The organism is Aerococcus sp. Group 2 (genome assembly GCF_905125285.1).
Classification (GTDB): domain Bacteria; phylum Bacillota; class Bacilli; order Lactobacillales; family Aerococcaceae; genus Aerococcus; species Aerococcus urinae_E.
The window spans coordinates 313,917-332,718 of the sequence record NZ_CAJHPA010000003.1 but is presented as its reverse complement, the minus strand read 5'-3'; the positions used below and the strand labels follow the sequence as shown (position 1 = coordinate 332,718).

18 protein-coding genes and 1 pseudogene are annotated in these 18,802 nt (G+C 47.0%); 4 read left to right on the top strand and 15 right to left on the bottom strand.

Annotated features, from left to right (window positions below):
- Positions 1–75: 75 nt before the first annotated feature.
- From JFU01_RS06135 to yaaA, 14 genes are all read right to left on the bottom strand, one after another.
- Positions 76–1,473: a sugar transferase gene (locus JFU01_RS06135; RefSeq protein ID WP_111862216.1), complete on the bottom strand. Its 1,398-nt coding sequence runs from the start codon at positions 1,471–1,473 to the stop codon at positions 76–78.
- Positions 1,474–1,783: 310 nt separating this feature from the next.
- Complete coding sequence (locus JFU01_RS06130) at positions 1,784–3,067, bottom strand: cell division site-positioning protein MapZ family protein (protein WP_195856254.1); 1,284 nt, start codon at positions 3,065–3,067, stop codon at positions 1,784–1,786.
- A gap of 209 nt (positions 3,068–3,276) precedes the next feature.
- Entirely contained in the window at positions 3,277–4,599 is a 1,323-nt protein-coding gene (locus tag JFU01_RS06125; RefSeq protein WP_195856253.1) for a uracil-xanthine permease family protein, read from the bottom strand.
- A 51-nt stretch (positions 4,600–4,650) separates the two neighbouring features.
- Complete coding sequence (locus JFU01_RS06120) at positions 4,651–5,397, bottom strand: pseudouridine synthase (RefSeq protein WP_195856252.1); 747 nt, start codon at positions 5,395–5,397, stop codon at positions 4,651–4,653.
- Between the two features lie 88 nt (positions 5,398–5,485).
- Positions 5,486–6,067, bottom strand: a complete 582-nt coding sequence (locus tag JFU01_RS06115) for an ECF transporter S component (RefSeq protein WP_195856251.1) — start codon at positions 6,065–6,067, stop codon at positions 5,486–5,488.
- On the bottom strand, positions 6,060–6,692 hold the full coding sequence (locus JFU01_RS06110; RefSeq protein ID WP_195856250.1) for an NUDIX hydrolase: 633 nt from the start codon (positions 6,690–6,692) through the stop codon (positions 6,060–6,062). Before JFU01_RS06110 ends, JFU01_RS06115 begins: the two co-directional genes overlap by 8 nt.
- A 51-nt stretch (positions 6,693–6,743) precedes the next feature.
- A complete protein-coding gene (locus JFU01_RS06105) occupies positions 6,744–7,550 on the bottom strand; it encodes a Cof-type HAD-IIB family hydrolase (RefSeq protein ID WP_198434203.1) in 807 nt (268 codons plus the stop codon).
- 22 nt (positions 7,551–7,572) lie between these two features.
- A complete protein-coding gene (locus tag JFU01_RS06100) occupies positions 7,573–8,916 on the bottom strand; it encodes an alpha-amylase family glycosyl hydrolase (protein WP_198434202.1) in 1,344 nt (447 codons plus the stop codon).
- A gap of 103 nt (positions 8,917–9,019) precedes the next feature.
- Positions 9,020–9,934 (bottom strand): FAD:protein FMN transferase, encoded by a 915-nt coding sequence (locus JFU01_RS06095; protein WP_195856247.1) that lies wholly within the window; start codon positions 9,932–9,934, stop codon positions 9,020–9,022.
- A gap of 21 nt (positions 9,935–9,955) precedes the next feature.
- On the bottom strand, positions 9,956–10,789 hold the full coding sequence (locus tag JFU01_RS06090; RefSeq protein WP_195856246.1) for a hypothetical protein: 834 nt from the start codon (positions 10,787–10,789) through the stop codon (positions 9,956–9,958).
- Positions 10,790–10,804: 15 nt separating this feature from the next.
- The gene (locus tag JFU01_RS06085; RefSeq protein WP_013668836.1) at positions 10,805–11,170 is read right to left on the bottom strand and encodes a DUF488 domain-containing protein; all 366 of its coding nucleotides are present in this window, start codon (positions 11,168–11,170) and stop codon (positions 10,805–10,807) included.
- 118 nt (positions 11,171–11,288) lie between these two features.
- Positions 11,289–12,770 (bottom strand): glutamate--tRNA ligase, encoded by a 1,482-nt coding sequence (gene gltX, locus JFU01_RS06080; RefSeq protein WP_195856245.1) that lies wholly within the window; start codon positions 12,768–12,770, stop codon positions 11,289–11,291.
- A gap of 161 nt (positions 12,771–12,931) precedes the next feature.
- On the bottom strand, positions 12,932–13,426 hold the full coding sequence (locus tag JFU01_RS06075; RefSeq protein ID WP_195856244.1) for a PTS sugar transporter subunit IIA: 495 nt from the start codon (positions 13,424–13,426) through the stop codon (positions 12,932–12,934).
- A 117-nt stretch (positions 13,427–13,543) separates the two neighbouring features.
- Positions 13,544–14,266 carry a peroxide stress protein YaaA gene (gene yaaA, locus JFU01_RS06070; protein ID WP_195856243.1) on the bottom strand — a complete coding sequence of 241 codons (723 nt, stop codon included), beginning with the start codon at positions 14,264–14,266 and terminating at the stop codon, positions 13,544–13,546.
- Positions 14,267–14,440: 174 nt separating this feature from the next.
- Here yaaA and JFU01_RS06065 point away from each other — a divergent pair, with 174 nt between their 5' ends.
- The 4 genes and pseudogenes from JFU01_RS06065 (at position 14,441) to JFU01_RS06055 (ending at position 16,619) form a co-directional block, all read left to right on the top strand.
- Positions 14,441–15,130: a glycerol acyltransferase gene (locus JFU01_RS06065; RefSeq protein ID WP_195856242.1), complete on the top strand. Its 690-nt coding sequence runs from the start codon at positions 14,441–14,443 to the stop codon at positions 15,128–15,130.
- A 196-nt stretch (positions 15,131–15,326) separates the two neighbouring features.
- A pseudogene (locus JFU01_RS06060) lies at positions 15,327–15,616 on the top strand (lipocalin-like domain-containing protein); the annotation flags it as partial.
- Between the two features lie 6 nt (positions 15,617–15,622).
- A complete protein-coding gene (locus JFU01_RS08895; RefSeq protein ID WP_326831888.1) occupies positions 15,623–15,751 on the top strand; it encodes a hypothetical protein in 129 nt (42 codons plus the stop codon).
- A 109-nt stretch (positions 15,752–15,860) separates the two neighbouring features.
- The gene (locus JFU01_RS06055; RefSeq protein WP_195856241.1) at positions 15,861–16,619 is read left to right on the top strand and encodes an SDR family NAD(P)-dependent oxidoreductase; all 759 of its coding nucleotides are present in this window, start codon (positions 15,861–15,863) and stop codon (positions 16,617–16,619) included.
- Between the two features lie 342 nt (positions 16,620–16,961).
- On the opposite strand, the gene JFU01_RS06050 is transcribed toward JFU01_RS06055, so the two are convergent.
- On the bottom strand, positions 16,962–18,680 hold the full coding sequence (locus tag JFU01_RS06050) for an Mbeg1-like protein (protein ID WP_195856240.1): 1,719 nt from the start codon (positions 18,678–18,680) through the stop codon (positions 16,962–16,964).
- Positions 18,681–18,802 lie beyond the last annotated feature (122 nt).

The window sequence follows — 18,802 nt, the reverse complement described above, 5'->3', positions numbered from 1 at the left end:
CTTACACTATATCTAAAAAAAGAAATAGCTCGAAGATAAATCCGTCGATTTACCTTCGAGCTAATCTTAGTATGTTTATTCAACTAATTCAATCCCCATTTTTTCGATGTCTTCGCGGTCTTCTGTTGGTAGGTTGTCTTCGTCAATCCCACTGGAGGAGACTTTTTCGAAGAGGACTTTGATGGTTTGTAAGAGGATCTTCATATCCAATATCAAGGAATAGGTCTTGATATAAATAAGGTCAAAGTTCAACTTACTATTAAAGTCAGAAGCATATTTCCCATAGACTTGGGCGTAACCGGTTAGGCCGGCTTTGACATTATGGCGCAAGTAGTAATGGGGGTTTTGTTTTTGGAATTGGTCCACAAAGAAAGGCCGTTCTGGACGGGGACCAACGAGGGACATATCCCCCTTCAAAATATTGATTAATTGGGGTAATTCATCGATACGGACAGCCCGGATAAACTTCCCGACCGGGGTAATCCGCGAGTCATTCTTACGGGCAATCACTGGACCTGATTGGACCTCGGAATCCACCACCATAGAGCGGAACTTCAGGATTTCAAATTCCTTGCCATTCTCAGTAATCCGCACCTGACGGTAGAAAACTGGACCACGAGAGGTTAGCTTGATGGCAATGGCTGTTAAGAGCATGATTGGTGAAGCGATGATTAACAGGATCAAGGAACAAATAATATCTAAGCCCCGCTTGATCAAGGCCTGGTCAGCAGGAATCCGAAAGTCAGAAGTCTCAATAATAGATTCATCCTCAAAGCTCATGATATTGGGGTTGACCATGACCAAGTTCTCAAACTTGGAATTGAGGAAGAGTTTCTTCTCCTTCTGCATGAGAAGACCATAAATTTTTAATTTCTCTTTTTCTGGGATCGACGAAGCCATATAAACAATATCGATATCGTCTAGGCGTTTACAGATATTATTATAGAAATCCGATAAGACCACATGGGTCACAAGGTGGCGAGAGCTCTTACTATTCTTAAAGTTATAAATAGCCGAAAAAACCTCATCTTCGTAACCAATAATCATGACCCGCTTGGTCGAGGCATAGCGGCGGTAGATACTAAAGACCAAACTCCTAAAGAAATACAGGAGGGTCACACTGACAAAGAAGTCAATCAAGATCACTAAGCGAGGAAAGGCAAACCAACGCCCGATAAAGCTCAAGATCATGGTCATGGCTGCAATCAAGCCCTGGTCAATCAAGGTAATGAAAAATAAATCCCCTCGGGTCTTGTTATAGAGGACATAGACCCCAGATAAGAGGTTGATCACTAAGAAAATCAGCATGATCCAAGGAAAGACACTCTGGAAGGCCTCCCCATTTTCTAAGGGAATATAGCGACTTTGATAGCGGATTAAAAAGGAAATTAGATAGGAAAGGAATAAAATTAGCGCCTCAGTTGCCCAAATGACAATGCGGTACCAATTGGTCCATTCTCCATTTTTTTGCATGGCTTAAAGCCTCCTATTCGTGAGAGTGCGACAAAAGTCGCTCAGAGCCCTGAAGAGCTACGCATACTATATCTGTAACTCGCTGACGCCTCGAACAGCTGTAGCAACTGGAGAAAACTGGCATAAGCTCAGCAAAGCTGAGCGTTGCCAGTTTTTGAAGTGGACGTCAGGGCTGACTTTTGGAGCACGTTTTAAAAAATTGCAATTTAAAAGAGGCCAGGACTTTTGTCCCAGCCCCTAGTTCATTAGGCCTATTTTAGCACAAAAGCAGGCAATGAGAATAGCTGCCCTGTTAAGATTCATTTAAATCTTACTGGCCATTAGCCGCCCCACTCTCCGCAGCTGATGGCTGGGTGCTCTCAAGGACGCTACTTTCGTTTGGCGCAGTCGGTTGTGCATCCCCAGATGGTTGCGGGCTTGGATCCACACTCGGTTGGTTGGGTTGCCCTTCTGGTTGTGGGGCTGGTTGGCTGGTTGAAGGCGTGTTTGTTTGACTATTTTCTGAACCGGTTTGGCTATTTTGGCTAGCTTCTTGAGGTTTATCAGCCTGAGAGGTTTGGCTGGCCTGGCTACTGGAAGCTGGTTGACTGGAGGATTGGCCTTGAGAAGTGGAAGCTTGGGTTTGAGATTGTGCTGGTGATTGGTTATTTTCAGGCTTCTCTTCTCTAGGTTGTTGCACCTGTCTAGCTGGACGATTTTGCCGGCTTTGTTGTTCATGTTGGGCATTGGCTTGGTCAGCTGCTTGGCGCAAGCGTTGACTTTCTGCTTGTAGGTTTTTATTTTCCTCTTCTACCCGACTTTCTTCGCGCTTAGCTTCCGCTTCAATTTTTTCTTTTTCTTCTGAGCTTGCCTTGGCATCATTAGCCGCTTGCAGCTTGCGATTGCGGATAACATCAATCACTTCTTGATGGGCCTTGCCTAAGCGATCTAATAATTCCGCCTTCAAATAAGGATTTTCTTCTTTTTCAATCTTTTTCTCCATGTCCTCCATGGTTTGGTCTAATTGGTCATAGGTCAAGCCAGGATTGTCTTTGAGCTTTTGAATCTCTTCATCAAAGGCCTTAAAACGTTGGCTTTGCTTATCTGCTTGGTCGACTAAGCCATTGAGGGTTTGGTAGAATTCGTCAGCCTCGCTTGGCCAGTGTTTGACTTGGTCTTCCTTAAATTGATTGAGGTCATCCTCTTTAAGGTCTTTATTGAGCAAGACATATTTCTGTACCGTTGCCCCATTCAAGGCCGGTTTATCCTTAATCTTCTCAAAGAGATGGTTAACCCCTTCTTGGGCATTAAAGCGTTCTTCCACTTGGTCCAACTGCTTATTCAGGTCCTTGCGCGCACCAGAATAACGGTTTAGCCCTTTTACTTGGCTTCTCACTGCTTCAATTTCAGTTTTAGCGATATTTTCTTTTAGGAAAGTTTTATGGTCATCATAGTACAGAGCGCTAACTGCCTTTTCAGCGGCCTCCACGCTCCCATCACTTTTTTCCTGCTTGATGTCTTGATTCTGCATGACCGCGTAAACACCGCCACCCAAGACGACCACCACGGAAAGTAAGGCAACAATGACTGCTTTCCAATTCAGCCGTTTCTTCATATTTTCTCCGCTCCTCATTACTTATTCATTGATTGAGATCAAAGTCTCAACTGTACTTACTAAATTTTAGCATTCATTAGACACTTAGTCTTCATTCTACTATTTATTTACTGCAAATACAGCCATTTTAAGAAATTTTTATAAAAATGGCCATAGGAAAAATAAAAAAGCACCCTCCAAGGAGAATGCTTTAACAGCTTGAATAGTTATTAGCCTTCAGGTAAGACCTTATTTAGGGCCATGGCTACAATGGAGGCCACTGAAATGGGTGAACCGAAGAAATATTGGAGAACGGGTGGTAGGCTCAAGAGGAAATCGTTAGGCATGTATTGGATCAAGACCACCGTCCCTACCGATAAGGCAATCAGGAAGGTTTCCTTTTCCTTGATTTCCACGTTTTGTAAGCTTTGCAGACCGGCTAGAAAAATCGTTCCACAGATGACCAGGAAGACCCCACCAATAACGGCTCCTGGAATGACTGAAATCAAGGCTGATAATTTTCCAGACAGGCCAAAGAGGATAAAGAGTCCGCCGGCATAGTAGAAAACAGGGAGACTGGCGACCCGGGTGAGGGAAATAATCCCTGCATTGGATGAAAATCCTGTTACCGGGCTGGTCCCCAAGAAACTGGTCAAGAGACAACCCAAGGCTTCCCCCACCACCCCTTTATTAATCCGTTCCTTGCTTAATGGGCTTTCTGAAGCATTAGCTAGGGCAATCCAGGCTCCAGTCGACTCGGACAAGAGCAGTAAATAGATCACCAGCATGGTTAGAACCGATGGGAGGTCAAATTGGAAGGAAAAATCTTTAAACATAACCATGGGTAAACTAAACCATGGCGCGTCCGCCACCGGACTCAGATCTAAGACTCCCATAAACTGGGCCAGGACACAGCCAATTAAGAAGGTAATCAAAATCGAGCCGATCCGGCAGATCTTACCGGCAAAACCAGTCAGGCGATTTCCTAAGAGCGTGGCGGTTACCATGCTAATGATGGCTACCAGACCCAGGATTAAATTTTGACCGACACTGGCTTGGGGCGCGGTGTAGATGTTATTCACCGCTGCTGGCATCAAAGACAGGCCGATACAGAGTAAGAGGACAGCCCCTACAATTTGCGGGATAAAGTAGTTAACAAATTTATCCATCAAACCGGAAAAACCCAGTAAGAGTAATCCCAAGGCCCCTACTAAGGCTGCCGACATGGCGACGCCCCAACCGGCAATACCACCGCCATTGGCCAAGGCAATCCCACTAATGGCCGCAATGGGAATAAAGGAAGCCCCTTGCGCTACAGGCAGGTGCATGAGCTTGGTTTGGATAATCATAGCCAGGCCACAAGCGATAAAGGTCGATTGAATCACGGCTGACATTTGACCGGTGCTCAGGCCGACAATCCCAGCGATAATCATAGGGCCAATATAAACATTCATGGACAGGCCATGCTGTAAACCCAGGGTTAGCGCTTCAGAGGCAGGAATCTTGTCATCAATACCGGCTTCTAAGTGCGAGTTACGAGGCGTGCTTGACATAGGTAGAGTTTCCTTTCTTAAATACGAACATTATTAAATCATACATTCCTATTATACGGAATTCTTATCAGTTATCAAGTGATTTCGCGAATTATTTTCCATGATTTTAACAATTCGTTCGCTTTCTTCTCCAGTTAAGGGGCGGAAGTGGCCAGTTTTCAGGTCAGGGTCCAGCCGGAGCGGGCCCAAAGACAGACGTTTTAAGTAGCTGACCTTGAGTCCATTGGCGAGAAACATCTTCTTGACCTGGTGGCGCATGCCCTGGTCAATGGTCAAGTAAGCCTGGCGAGGGCCAATAATTTCTAGTTGGGCTGGCCGGCAAGTCGTCCCATCTGCAAAAGTCACCCCGGCCTGGAATTTTTCCACCAGGTCAGCTCCCAAGTCGCCATTGACGGTTACTTGGTAGGTCTTGGGTATGTGGAAGCGGGCATGCTCGAGAAAGTAATGGAGCTGGCCATTATCGGTTAACAAGAGCAAACCTTCCACGTCCCGGTCCAAGCGCCCCACAATCGACGTCCCCTGGTAGCATTCAGGTAAGTGGTCGTATGGCGTGGGACAATGGGCGTCTTTTTTGGCGGAAACTTGTCCTGCTGCCTTGTTATAGACCAGATAGTGGTGGCCTAAGCCCAAGCCAATCCGCTTGCCCTGGTAATCAATCGCCATCAAGTCGGGGTCTACGGCCTGGTTAATGTCGACTAGGGGCTGGCCCTTATAGAAGATCTCCCCGGCATGGATAAGACGTTTGGCCTTGGTGGCTGATAAGTGACATTCTGCTTGAATAAGATCCAGTAAACGCATAAAAACTCCTTTAAAAAAACGTCCCTTCCTACTCGCAAAAAGTAAGAAGCGGGACGTTGGCTTAATTTGATACAAAATAAAAAAAGACCTATTTTCTCACTCGGTCAAAGACACTGCCGATGATAGGTACCAAAACAGCTGCCGCGATGATTTCAAAAATAAAGTTAAGTCCTAAGGCCCCCACAAAGGTCCCTAAAACGGCCGTTTCGGGAATATTCAAGGCATTAGCATAGGCTTCGGCACTGAAGAGGGCGGTCATGATAATGACCAGGGAAGTATTGGTAATGGTCCCCAAAGCCCCCACAATCACCCGGCTGATTTCAGGACGTAGCCATTTGCCTAAGAACTTGGCTGCCCAGCCCGACAAAAAACCGACACAGACCCGGGGCAGCACCGACACCAAGGGATTTAAAAAGATCGGTGACAGGATGGTGGGTTGGATCATGTTATGGAAGAGGGACAAAACGCCCCACACTAAGCCCAACATGGCTCCTGAAGCTGGTCCCAAGACCATGCCTCCAGCAATAACAGTGATATGGATGATGGTTACATTGGCTGGCCCCAAGGGAATGTAGCCGATCCAAGGGACAAAGGTCTGCATAATTAAAATCGCAATAAATAAACTACTGATGGTTTTATTTTGTAGGGCGGTATTTTTTCTTCTAGCCATCGCTAGCTCCTTTCCGTAAGTGAGCGGTCAACTGAACGAAGCGCTGGGTCAGTTGGGCCGTTAACCCCCAAAGATTTTCTTGATCAATATTATAAAAAGGGATTTCCTCCACATAGTTCTTGAAGCGGTAGTTTTTCCCTCCTGGAATACGATCATAAGGGAAGTGATGGCCACGGTCAAGTTTAGATTCCATCCGGTAAATTTCAGGCTGGTCCAAGTCCAGGTCAGCTAAGGGCACGGTAAAGACATGCTTGACCTCATCTTGGTTAACGGCTAAGTCATCCAAGTGGTCGATAGTTAAATAGGCCACATAGGCCGCAATCACCCGCTTGGTCTGAACAATATAGTCCATCTCGCCCAGGACTTGGATCTTATCCCGGTCGAGTCCCAGCTCTTCTTGAGTTTCTCGGACGGCCGCCTGGGCAAAGCTTTCCCCTGCTTCCACCCGGCCACCCGGAAAAGCGGCATCGCCGGCTTGGGAGATGCCCGGAGCCCGGTGTTCATAGAGCAAGGCCGGTCCTTGGCCCTTAAGAGAAACAATGGGAATTAAGACCGCATAAAAGCGCTCCACCCCCAGAGGCTGGCCCTCATAGTCCCTGAAAAAGGCTTGGTAGTCTTTTAACATGGCTCTTCCTCCTCAGCGCCTATTTTACCGCTCACTGAATCCATTCGCTAGCTAGTTTTTTGTAATAAACTGGTCAACCACATGGCTGATCCCCTCTTCATCATTGGTGTGGGTCACAAAGTCAGCCACCGCCTTAACGCTGTCCACCGCATTGCCCATGGCAACACCCAAGCCAGCCCATTCAATCATGGTCAGGTCATTTTCCTGGTCCCCAAAGGCCATGGTTTGCTCTTGGTCGACACCAATTTCTTGGCTCAAATGAGCTAGTCCGGCCCCCTTATTGGCATCAACCGGGTTAAATTCTAAGAAATAAGGCGCAGACTTCACAATATTCCAGCGGTCAAACCAGTCTTCAGGCAGGTCTTGGCGAACCGTTTCTAAGTAGGCCGGCTCTCCGGTCACCATCAGTTTATTGACCTTAGTTTCGTTTTCAACGAAGTTTTCAATCTTAATGGGCATCCCGGTTAACTGGGCTTCATGAGCCATGTATTGATGGTTGGGTTCCTTGAGGCCGAGGACATTGTGGTCGTCATAGGTATTGATATCCACGTCATAGTCGGCTAGAAAGTCACAAATTTCCCCAACTTCAGCAGGGGGAAGAATAGCTTCAAAGATCACCTGGTTATCTGACCAAGTATCCACAATCCGACCGCCATTGAAGCTGGATAAATAGCGAACCAAGTCCTTACCGACCAGGTCTTGGATCATCTCCACCCCAGGCAGGGGCCGGCCGGAAGAAATTACGATTTCAATGCCAGACTCCTTCATGGTCTTTAGGGCCTGGTGGGTGGCCTCACTCAAGCTGGAGTCACTCTTTAACAGGGTGCCATCAACGTCAAAAGCAGCTAATCGATACATTGCTTTAAATTCCTTTCATTTTCTAATGGATTAAGAAGTCATGGGCTTGGCTATTGACCTGAACCTCCATATCACCTTCGTAGGAAATAATGACAGGATCTTGGCCCAAGCACAAGCGGCCATCAGTCACCGTATAGGTGTCATCGTTCAACAAGTTGGTATAGTCGCCTGAAGGCAGGGAGAGCTCCACTTCACAAGGCGTTTGGTCATCAGTCTTCAATTTAAAAATGCCAAACAAGTGTTGCTTGTAATAATGGTAGCCACAAATAATGATATTGGGCTTGACGCCCCGATAGAAGAAATAGCCGCTCTTGCAGGCTTCGCGCTTCTTAATCAAAGAGAGGCGTTGGATCATCTCAGTCATGTCTTCTTGGGGTGTCCAGTCCATACTTTCCGCCTTGTCCCAGGGAATGGAATCCTCTAGGCCGTATTCTTGCCCCATAATCAAATGGGCCATCCCCTTCTTAAAGAGAGAAAAGGCGGTCCAATTCCGCAAATCAGCCTTGGTCTTGACATGGGAAGCGACCCGGGGGTGGTTAGCAAACTCCAGGGCCCGGTTTTTCACGGCGGTAAAGGGCAGCTGAATCTCGCTTAAATTCAGGACATAGATCAGATTATCCAAATCTAAAATTCCGTGGTAGAAACGCAGGTAAAATTCCGCTAAATTGCCCTCGTCCAGGACGTCAAAGTTACTATAAAGCTCCCCTTCAGTCGAATAGTGGACATTATTCATCCGCAAACGAAACATAGTATTGTCGGTCAGGAGGTTGCCCATCCAGTAGAAATAAGGATGGACGTCCTCCACTTCTGCCCGGGCACTATTCCAAAACTCGGTGCGGATCAATTGGGCATCGCGAATGGAAAAACCATCCACATAGAGGGCCCACTCCTTCAAGGTAGCAATCAATTCATCCCATAGTTTGGGGTTAGAAAAGTCAAGGTCAACCCCCTTTTCATAACCTGGAAAGCGGGTATAGACCTGGCCTTCCTTATTGCGCAAGAAGTAGTTCGGTCGGTCTTGAATGACCTCTGAATCCTTGGCCAATTGGGTCATGGGGAACTCAATCACCAGCTGGATTCCCGCCTGGTGGACGGCATGAACCAAGTCCTTGAAATCCTCCATAGTCCCATAGGCCGGGTCCACATCCATAAAATTCTTGACAAAGTTCGGATTGCCAACCTCACCTTCTGGATGCTGGTCGGTCACGGGAAAAATCGACGCCAAAATTAAAATATCCACGCCCAAGTCCTTGAGGCGGGCTAAGTCAGGGATGACTGCTTGAAAAGTCCCCGCTTCAGTATAATTTCGGATAAAAATTTTATAAGCTAACTTATGCCTTAAGGTCAAATTGGTTACCTTAGCCATCGGTCCATGTCACGCTCCTTTTTTGAAAGTGCCTACACCTTTCCTCAGTCGCTTTTATCATATCACATCAGGGTCTAAAAAAGCGCTTAATTTCTCTCTACCACTAGGCTAAGGCCCGGCTGACCAATATTTTACCAGCCTGGGTCACAACTAAGCCCTCAATCCCTTTTAAGTCATCGATGGCAGCCACTGCTTCTTCTGAACTCAAAGCAAAGAGTGACGTGGTCCAAATCTCACAGAAAACCGATTGGGGCGCGATAATTGTTAATGATGCCAGGTCGGTTTCAATCGGGTAACCGGTCTTTGAATCCAGGATATGGTGGTAGGACTGGCCTTCTTGCTTAAATGAGCGTTCATAGATTCCTGAAGTGACCACGGACTGGTTTTTGACCGGGACCGTGGCCATAATTTCACCTCGAATGGCGTCTGGACGTTGGATACCGATCCGCCAAAAGCCGTCCGCGCGGTTGGGAGCATCTCCCATGACTAGGACATTGCCGCCCAGGTTAATCAAACCATAGTCAGCTCCAGCCTGGCGCCAGTCGGCCACAATCTGGTCAGCAAAATAGCCCTTGGCAATAGCCCCCAGGTCAATCTCCATGCCTTCCTTTTCTAAATAGACCTTATGGGTGGTCGGATCCAGCTGGACCTTATGGGGATCAATCAAATCCAGACGTTCGTCGATTTCTTCTTGGCTAGGCACCCGGGCATCGGAAAAGCCGATATGCCAGAGCTTAACCAAGGGGCCAATAGCTAAGTTAAAGCGGCCTTCTGTTGAGACCGAGACTTTCTTAGCCAGTTGGATCAGGTCAAAGAGGTCCTCATCCACCGCAACAGCCGCCTTCCCCGCTGCCTGGTTGACCTGCATCAACATGGAATCATCACGGTTAGCGGAAAAGCGGTACTCATAATCGCGTAACTTGGCCTCGCTCTTTTCCAAGAGAGCCTCTGCCTCCGGGTGGCCAACTTTCATTTCAATCACAGTTCCCATTAATTCAACTAATTTTACGGCTTCCATGGCCTTCCCCTTTCTGATTCATTAAATTTCACCGGACACGGTTGGCTTTTGCTTGACCCCGGCTAGTTCATCGATTTGCCAGTGGAGGACAATCCAGGTGGCCAAGAAGACCGCCATAATATCCACTCCCGCCCGGCTCACTACATCAACCAGGGCAATCTCATAGCGTAAGGCAAAGAAGGCGTGGTAGGCCAAAACGGCCGGCGCAAAAAAGCCCCAGGTAAACTGGTAGTTTTTGCCTTTCTTATCTTGGCGCCTGAGATAACGTTGCAAGACGCAAAAGACGCCACCCATGGTCAGTCCCAACATGGCTGCCCAGACTAGAGAAATAGTTAGATTGTCATCGCCTAAACTATAAATATCCAAACCCCGATAGGCAAAGAAACGAAAAATCACCATGGACAAGGTATAGACCAAGAGGGCCCGGTTATAGATAAAGGGCTTGCGTTGGTAGTGTTGGCGTTTGGTGGCCAATAATTTCTCAATCAGAGCCCCTTGGACCATGAAGACCAGAACCGCCTTGAGCGAATTTAAGAAATAATCAACCGGCAGGCGGTGGGGCAAGGGTTCACACAGGTAAAGGATGAAGACGACCAGCTCACAGGCCAGGTAAACCCAGGTTTTATAACGCTTGGTCCCTGGCAAGCGGAGATCAATCAGTTCATAACCCGCCGTCATCAAGGTAAAGACCAGCCAGCCCACTAGAAACGCCAAGATCGGATAATTTCCCGATTCCAATAAGGGCGAAGGCGGGAGGATCCCTTGAAAGGAGGGGTTGGGTAAAAACAGGTCAAATACCAGCTGTAAAGCAGACATCACTATACCAATTAAGGCTATTCTAAGCCATCGCTTCATCGGCCTCACTTCTTTCTAATAGACCCGCATGGCTAGCAGGTGCTCACGTAACACAACAGCATTATTTTCACTTTCATTTTTGGAACTATAGATTAAGCTTATCTTATGGTCAGCCGCCTTGCGACACAAACGCTGGCAGGCCTCATGGGCATCTCGATTTTGGTTGAGTTCTTGCTTGTAGGCTGACTTAAAGCGGTCAAAGTGGTTAGGGTGTTGGTGGAAGGTCTTACGCAAGTCGTCACTTGGCGCCACATCCTTCTCCCATTCGTCCACATGGGCATCTTCCTTCTTGACCCCACGCGGCCACAAGCGGTCCACTAAAATCCGCTCACCATCGTTAGGATCATAATCGGCATAAGCCCGCTTAATTGCAATCTCCATCAAACACACGCTCATTTCTAAACTTATCAATATTATAAATATAGTATAACAAAAGCAGCTAAACAAAATAAAAACTTAGCTACCCAATCAGGCAGCTAAGTTTCTTTACTAAATTCTCTTATTCAGCTTTTCCCATCTTACTTAAGGCTTCTTCGAGATGGTGTTTGGTCTTTTCCTTACCCATGACTTCAATGGTTAAGCCGATGGACGGACCGTGTTCCTTACCGGAAGTCGCGACACGCAGTGGCATGTAGAGGTTTTTACCCTTGATGCCGGTGTCTTTTTGAACTTGTTTAATGGCCGCCATGATGTGTTCTTCATCGAAAGGTTCGATGGCGTCCAATTTATCGTTAAAGTCTTTAACCACTTCATAGGCGGTGTCTGCTGACAAGATTTCCTTACCGCGTTCGTCCACTTCTAAGGAATCGTGGAAGAACATGTCGGACAAGTCGACAATTTGTTTGGCGTAGGACATTTCATCCTTATATAGGGAAACTAATTTCTTGGTCCAAGCCAATTCTTCCTCACTGGGGTCGTCTGATACCCGGCCAGCTGCTTGCAGGTGAGGAATGGCAAGGCGGGCAACGGTTTCTTCGTCAGCAGCCTTCATGTAGCGGTTGTTGATCCATTCCAATTTCTTATTATCAAAGGCAGCTGGTGACTTGCTTAAGCGGTTAGGGTCAAAGATTTCAATGAATTCTTCCTTGGAGAAAATTTCTTCTTCCCCTTTTGGTGACCAACCCAATAAGGCGATAAAGTTAAAGATTGCTTCGGGTAGGTAACCAAGATCACGGTATTGTTCAATAAATTGAATAATAGAGCCATCACGCTTGGATAATTTCTTCCCGGTTTCAGCACTGGTAATCAAGGACATGTGACCAAAGACAGGCGCTTCCCAGCCTAAAGCTTGGTAGATCATGATTTGTTTAGGGGTGTTAGACAAGTGGTCATCCCCACGTAAAACATGGGTAATTTCCATCAAGTGGTCGTCAACCACCACAGCGAAGTTATAGGTTGGGGACTTATCTTTCTTCCAGATAATAAAGTCGCCACCAATATCTTCAGAGTGGATGCTGACCTCTCCTTTAACCATATCGTCAAAGGTATAGGTTTCCCCTTCTGGAATCCGAAAACGGACGGTTTCAGGACGCCCTTCGTCTCGGGCAGCTTGGATGTCTTCATCCGAACGGTCACGCCAGGTGCCTTCATAGTGAGGCATGATCCCGGCTGCTTTTTGGGCTTCACGGGCAGCTTCTAATTCTTCTTCGGTATCAAAGGCATAGTAAGCGGCCCCTTGCTCGATCAATTGGTCAATATATTTTTGGTAAATATCGTAACGTTCGGATTGGCGGTAAGGGCCGTATTGACCTGGATTTTCTGGGCTTTCGTCCCAATCCAAACCTAACCATTTCAAGTTGTCAATTTGGCTCTTCTCACCATCAGCCACATTCCGTTTTTTATCGGTGTCTTCGATACGGATAATGAAGTCGCCACCTTCGTGACGGGCGAATAAGTAGTTAAACAAAGCGGTACGCGCATTCCCAATGTGTAAGTAGCCTGTTGGACTTGGCGCATAGCGCACTCTGATCTTATCGGACATAAATTTAGCCATCTCCTCTTGTCTGTAAAGATTTCAATCGTTTCTATTCTACCATAAGTTGACCCCGCATTAAAATGAATGGGCCAAAATGCAGGTAAAAATTGCCTTTCAGGCTCATTCAAGCTAGCTAAAGTGATTCATCAAGCCATCAAAGCTTCACTTTAGCCCTTTAAGGTCACTTGGGCGACCTTATCCCCTGCTTTAACAGCCTTAGGATCGGCCACTTCCAGGCTTTCAACTTGGTCTGCCTGGGTGAGGACGACCACACAGGTGGTTTCTGCGCCGGCTTGGCGAACGGCGTCTAAGTCCATTTGGGTCAAGACTTGGCCGGCTTTGACTTGTTCACCCGCAGCTACTTGAGAAGTAAAAGGTTTGCCATCCAAGTCAACGGTATTAAAACCTAAGTGGAGGAGGATCTCCAGGCCTTCATCACTTTCAATTCCAATGGCATGTTGGGTAGGAAAAACGGTCGTGACCGTCCCATTGACTGGGGCATAAACGGTGCCCTCATTGGGTTCAATGGCAAAACCGTCGCCCATCATCTTTTGACTAAATACGGGGTCAGAGACCGATTCTAAGGCCACCAATTGTCCATTAGCAATCGCTTCAAGTTCTACTGAGGTGTTTTTTGCTTTTTTCTTTAAGAATCCAAACATTTTTTCTGCTCCTTTTTATGGCTAGTCAACCAGCATTTCATTTTAGGGATAGTTTACCATGAACCTTGGGGAATAACAGAGCTTTTCGATTAATTTTCAGAGCTTGGAGCTCAGGACTTAATCAAGGTCTTGGACAAAGGTTAAGCGCTCGTCATCCGACTCCTCAGCCAAGTAGCGATAACCCGCCTCAGAAAAGGCTTGGACCTGACTCAGATCAGTGACTTGCTGGTTAACCAGGTAATTCAAGAGAGCACCCCGGCCCTTCTTGGCAATCGTGGAGTGCTGTTTGATTTTGCCGTCTTTGATCTGGTAAAAATCCACATCGATCCAGTCATAGCGGTCCACATCCAACAAGCTAGCAAATTCCTGGCTGGCTAAGTTAAGAATCCTTTCACCCGCCGCAAAGGCCTGGTCAAAAGTCCCGTGCCAGAATTTTCTGAGGGACTGCCCCTCCACTTTCAGCGGCATGGACAGGTCCAGGCGGTAGGGCTTAATGGGTTGGGTGGCAGGGATGGACCCGTAGAGCGCTGACAAAATCCGCACTTGCTGGTCAAGGTAGGCTTGGATTGTCGGGTCTTGTAAATCCAAGTCCAGCTGCCGGTAGGCCAAGCCATGGTAGAGACTAATGGCCGGGTAAGTCTTACCTTGGTCAAAACCTTCTATATAAGCTAAGTTGGTCTCTAGCAACTTGTCCTTCACCTTTAAAGTTTTCGCCACTTCTTCTGGACTCAAGGACTTCAAGGCCTGGACCACTGCTTGACTTTGAGGGTTAAGTTGCCAGTCTTCCTGGCGCGGCTGGTCGAGGGACATTTCCTTGGCCGGGGAAAAAATAATCTTCATAAATAATCTCCTTTATACTGGGTCTGTTGGCTTTATTTTACCATAGAGGCGAGCAATGATAGGCGCAGTGGTCTTCTCTATGACGCATTTGTCGCACACTAAGTGATTTTTATTGGACAAAAAAGTCGAATTATATTATGGTTTTTTTATCAGTTTTTAGGGGAGTAGAGGAAAATGGAAAAAGAATTTGGTCCAGTTTTACGCTTTTTGAGAGGAATTGTTCGCCTGTTTATACCCACATACCGGCTCGACCAAGACACGATCCCCGACTTGAGCCAACCGACCGTCTTTGTCTCCCACCATGAGAACCTCAGAGGCCCGCTTAAAATTATTATCTGGACCACCATTTTTATGCGGATCTGGGTCCTGGCCAAGTTGACCGACCCTAAGGCCTGCTACCAACATTTTGTGGACTATACCTTTACCCAACGTTTCCATCTTCCTAAAGCCATCGCCAAGCTCTTGGCTTTTCCAGCGGCCTGGATCGTGGCATTCTTCCTCAAGCAAGCTCGGGTCATTCCCGTTTATCGGGGGAGCCGCCAGCTTAAGAAGACCTTCACTACTAGCCTCCAAGCCCTAGAAGAGCGCGTCCCTGTCACTATCTTCCCTGATGTGGACTATCAAAGTAAGGACCAACCTGTGGGAAAAATCTATGAAGGCTTCCTCCATTTGGAGAAACTCTACTACCGCAAATACCACCGCCATATCCAATTTGTCCCCCTCTACGCCAATCGAAAGACCCATAAAATCTATTGCGGGCAGGCAGTCACCTTCCAAGGTCCAAAAGAAAACTTCCGCCAAGAACGTGACCGGGTCGCCCAAAAACTCCAAGATCAACTCAACCAACTTCTCAATAAAGACTAAAACAATCTGAAGCAGTTAACCCTGACCGCCACTCTCCTAGTTAAAGTGGCAGTCAGGGCTTTTTATTCTCTGTTATTTTTTGCGTCGATAAATCCACAAGTTGAATTTCCAGCTTTTTCTGACTATTACCCTTATAATGAAAATAGCAGGTGGTCAAAATCTGGCCACCAAGAATAAAACATGAGGAGGAAGAACTATGTCAATGCGTGATCAATTAATTGGTACCTGGCGTTTACTTTCATACGAAACCGAAAAAGACGGGGAAAAGGTTTATCCTTTTGGCAAGGACGCTAAGGGCTTTATTATGTACAACCCTGATGGCTACATGTCCGCTCAATTATCCAAAGTCGGCCGGACACCATACGAATCAGGCGATATCCACACCGGGACTACCGAAGAAATGCAGAAGCCGCCCACGGCTATATGGCCTATTCCGGTCGTTTTGAAGTCGATGAAGAAAAAGGGGAAGTCACCCACCACATGGACGTCTCCATGAACCCGACTTGGGAAGGCCAAGCCCAACCGCGTGTTGGCCAAATTGACGGCAAGATCCTATCGATCTACAACGGACTCCACCCAGAAGACCAACTCAAATGGGAACGAGTTGAGCCACATCAATAGAAAGGATGTGAGGAAGGACCAAGGAGGGAGATTCCTTACCTAAGTACACCAATCACATCTTTTATTGTAGAAACAATGTTTAACAGATATTCATAAGGAGGACTCATTTATGGCAAATACCAATCGCGTTGTTGTTGTCACTGGTGGCGGGTCAGGAATTGGCCTAGCTATCGCTAAGAGCTTTGCAGAGAACGGTGACAAGGTCGCTATTCTCGGTCGGACCAAGGAAAAATTAGACAAGGCTGCTGAAGGACATGAAAATCTTTACGGATTCCCTTGTGACATCCAAGTTGAAGACGAAGTTAAAGCAACCACCGAAGCTATCGCCAAAGAACTCGGTGACATTGATGTCTTAGTTAACAATGCCGGCTTACAAAGAATTCATTCCGTGGAAGACTTCCCACTTTCTGACTGGGACCAAGTGATCGGTACCATCTTAACCGGGACTTTCCTCATGACCAAATATTCCCTTCCCTACATGACTAAAAATGAATGGGGCCGGGTCATTACCATTTCTTCCGGTCATGGTCGTCGTCCAGATAAATACAAGTCAGCTTATGTGGCAGCTAAATATGGTCAAATTGGTTTCACCGATACCGTTGCCATGGAATATGCTCAATCCGGCGTGACCGCTAACTCTATCCTACCAGGCGCTACCAATACTGATTTAATCCAAAATCAATTAGGTGACCTGGCTGAAAAAGATGGCACTTCCAAACAAGAAGCCCTAGAAACCCATATCTTAGGAGCTCAATGGATGAAAGAACTCATTGAACCGGAAGAAATTGGTGCCTTAGCGGTCTTCTTAGCCTCTGACGGTGCCGCTAAAATTACCGGCGAAGCAATCGGAATCACCGGTGGCGAATAGACTAAAACTGCTGATAAACCAGCAAAAAAGCCGACGCTCATCCTGAACGTCGGCTTTTCTATTTCCCAATGGGCTAGCTACATAAATTCATGACAACCCATAATATGATAGCTGCCCTAGAATGGGGATGTTGATTATAATTAAAGAAATCTTCACCTTCATCGTTGCCCCACTTTTAGTGAGAATAAAATTGAGAAATTCTAGTTCACCCGCTAAACCGCATAGCTAAGAATGGCCAGGATCTTGAACTATCTTGGCTATTTTGATTGTCATGGCGGATATCTGTACCCTTCCGCACTTTTATGATGCCATAAATTCACCGCTTTTAAAAAGTAAAGCCCTTTATTTTTCTTCTTCCCAGTGGTCGATGAAGTCATAGAGTTCACTTTCCCGTTGGTAGATGATTAAGGACACCACCATGACTAAGCCCAGGAGAATGAAAGCCAGGGCCAGAAGGATGGGCAGGTAGGCAGAAAGCCGGGGTTGGCCAATGAGGAGGATGCCCATGGCAAAAGTCGCTAGCGACAGCACAATCCCGCTCACCGGAATATCCCAATGGTCAGTATGGATGCGGTAAAATTGCCAAACACGGATCAGACTCAGACCAATCATCCACACCCCCACTTGAATAGGGAGGAAACGGCCGCCAAAATAAATGCCAGCTCCTGAGAGGACAAAGGCTAAAATAGCCGCCAATAAGTAAGTCCCCCGTAAGCGCGACTCCGGCTGGGTCCAAAAGTAACGCAGGTCCCAGAGCCCCGAAATAAAGATAATTAAAAGGAAAAATCCGGCTAGAAAGCTTAAGTCATAACTGGGTTTAACCAAAAGAACCAGCCCCGAGAAGATTAAGGCGCCCCCAACCAAGACGCTTACCCAGGGTTGGTCTTGGTGCCAGTGACTAACTTGTTGGAGGACTTCATTCTTGATGGATTGGGGATAATAAGTGTCCTCACTGGTCCGGCGCCTGCGCTTCAAGGCCCGCCCAATCAAAACCAAGTCATTCAGAGTCGACATCAAAAAACGCTGGGTCGACCGATCTAAAGACTTGCCTTCCCGGTACAAATTACCAATGAAGCCGGAGAAATCCTGGTCAACATCCTTGAAACTATCAATCCCGGTTTGGTTTAAAAGTTCAAAGACTAGGAAGAAGAAGCGCTCAATATTTTCTTGCCCCTGCCACTGCATCCAGACATTCATGGTGGCTTGGGCCAGCTGGCTGGTTGGGGTGGTGCTTTGGACTTGCTTAAAGTGGGTATCTTCCACCTCCCACATCTCCATCAGATGTTGCATGAGGGAAATCCCCGAACTTCTCACCACCACAGGCTTAACCGCCGCATAGAGAATGATCCCAATCAGGGAATCCTCAGGCACATATTCATGAATCCGCCCTTGAATCCGGTGAAAGTTTTCCTGGGCTAGAGTTTCACGGTGGATACCGGGCGAATCAAAGGCATACACCGCGCTCAGGCGGTCTTGGTAGGCCTTGTCTTGTTGGATAGAAGCAACAACAGCCAAGTTGCCACCTTTGGAATGACCAGCAACAATAATGGTTTCCTCAGAGTCGGTCGTATAATCAAGCACCTGACGCAGGTAGTCCGTGGCTGACTTTTGTGAGGGCATGGCTTTTTGGTAGGCCAGTTTGAAATTCTCCCGCCAACCAACTAAGTGGTCGTCAGTCCCCCGAAAGGCAATGATCTTAAAGTGATCAGGTACTTCCACCACCAAGGCCGCAAACTGAAGCACCGCCTCCCGGTTCAACTGGGAATCAAAGCCATAGAGGCGGACGTCTTGAAAACGCTGGCTACCCACCATGGCTTCCAAAAGTTCATAGCGGCCGTCCATGATCCACTGCCACAAGCCTTGAAAGGAATAGTCTTGGTCCTTTAAAGCCTGGTAGAGGGTGGGTAGATCCCAATAGTCCTCCCCACTCAAATCATTCGGCAAAAGCCCAGCGATAGGCAGGTTACTCAACTCCGTTAAAGCCGCAATATCCACTTCATTAAGCGCCAAATCAGAAAAGGACTGGTCCATATTCGCCTTAAGATAATCAACAATCCGCATCACTACCCTCCTCACAATTTATACTTAACCCTATTATAGGGAATCCCACTAAGAAAATAAAAAAATTAAGTACAAAAAAACAACCCACTGTCTGAGTGGGTTGTAAAGGAAAAAAACAAAAA